General features: G+C 39.3%; 1 protein-coding gene. It reads left to right on the plus strand.

Annotation, left to right across the window (positions count from 1 at the left end):
- A partial coding sequence (locus DLK05_RS17665; protein ID WP_209319950.1) for a hypothetical protein occupies window positions 1-330 on the plus strand: 330 nt, incomplete at its 5' end.
- Window positions 331-588: the final 258 nt, after the last annotated feature.

Genomic DNA, 588 nt, shown 5'->3' on the forward strand with positions numbered 1-588 from the left:
AAAATGACGAGGCAGCAAGGCATCAAAGACTTTGATTATTTCTATCTATGCGTACAATCAGCTTGTTATGAATTAGAAAATTCAATGGCTAGACGACCTGATCATCTTGACATAGCTAAGTATGAAACTACATATGAAGCAGTAGATAAGCTGATGAGTAGCATCGAACAACGAGCAGAGAGCGTGAAATTAGCAAGCACTGACGAGCACGACAAGGCGACTAGAAAGCTTGTTGATGTTAGAGAGAAGATAGACACACACAGCGCACGAATAGGTATAACTATACAGCAGCAACAGCCAACGCTAACGAACACTTACAAGCCAAGATGATTCTTAACTCACACTTAAATATCAAAAAGGAATATAGGAAACAGGCTTATTAAGCGAATCTAAACACAGACACAAAAAAAAACGCTCTCAGTGCTTGCACACTAAGAGCGTTTTTGCTTTAATCGAGTAACGGTTACAGAGTGCACAAACACGCTGTAACGAACAAATAAGCAGTGGCGCTGCGTTATTTGAACAGTAAATAATACTCGTATGCAGAGTATCTTATCAAAAACTGCTCAAAACTCAACTACTCAGTAC

The sequence above is a fragment of the Ancylomarina longa genome (assembly GCF_003996985.1).
In the GTDB taxonomy this organism is placed as follows: Bacteria; Bacteroidota; Bacteroidia; order Bacteroidales; family Marinifilaceae; genus Ancylomarina_A; species Ancylomarina_A longa.